1 pseudogene is annotated in these 584 nt (G+C 22.3%); it reads left to right on the top strand.

The features are described 5' to 3' along the window. Positions 1-584: pseudogene (locus tag L8V85_RS08335) on the top strand (hypothetical protein); the annotation flags it as partial.

Genomic DNA, 584 nt, shown 5'->3' with positions numbered 1-584 from the left:
TGAAGTAGTAATTAGTGCAGGTATAGCCAAGAATACTCATGATAATTATACTCATATAAATAATTTAAATATAGATGAGTATAAAAACAACAAAGCTATATTTATAAGCGCTTCTGGAGTATATAGTGAAAATGATAAAAGCTATAATAATACCTTATATCTAAGCGGTAATACTAATATTTTTAACAATACCAATATAGAAGTATTAGCAGGAAGTTTTTTACAAACTAAAAAAGATAATAACTTTGTATCAAAAGCACTAATGCATAAAAATGGTACTAATAATCATTTAGTATTAAATACAAATATAAAAGCAAATACTATTAATAACTTTGATCATTATAGCTTTATCTTAAAAGATGATACTAAAGCTTATTTAAATGCTAAAGAAGTGATTCATCTTTCTAAAGATAGTTCTATTAATGTATATACTAACAATAATGTAAAAAATAAAAGCTTTATTTTAATGCAAAGTGAAAAAGGCTTTGTAGATGCAAATAATAAACACTTAAATCAAAAAGACTTACAAAGCTTATTAGAAACTATCACTAAAAATAATCAAAGCTTACATAAAAATATTAAAA

It is taken from the genome of Campylobacter sp. IFREMER_LSEM_CL2090 (assembly GCF_025771865.1).
Lineage (GTDB): Bacteria > Campylobacterota > Campylobacteria > Campylobacterales > Campylobacteraceae > Campylobacter_D > Campylobacter_D lari_D.
Note: the sequence above shows the minus strand (reverse complement) of the source record. Positions and strands in the feature narration are given on the sequence as shown.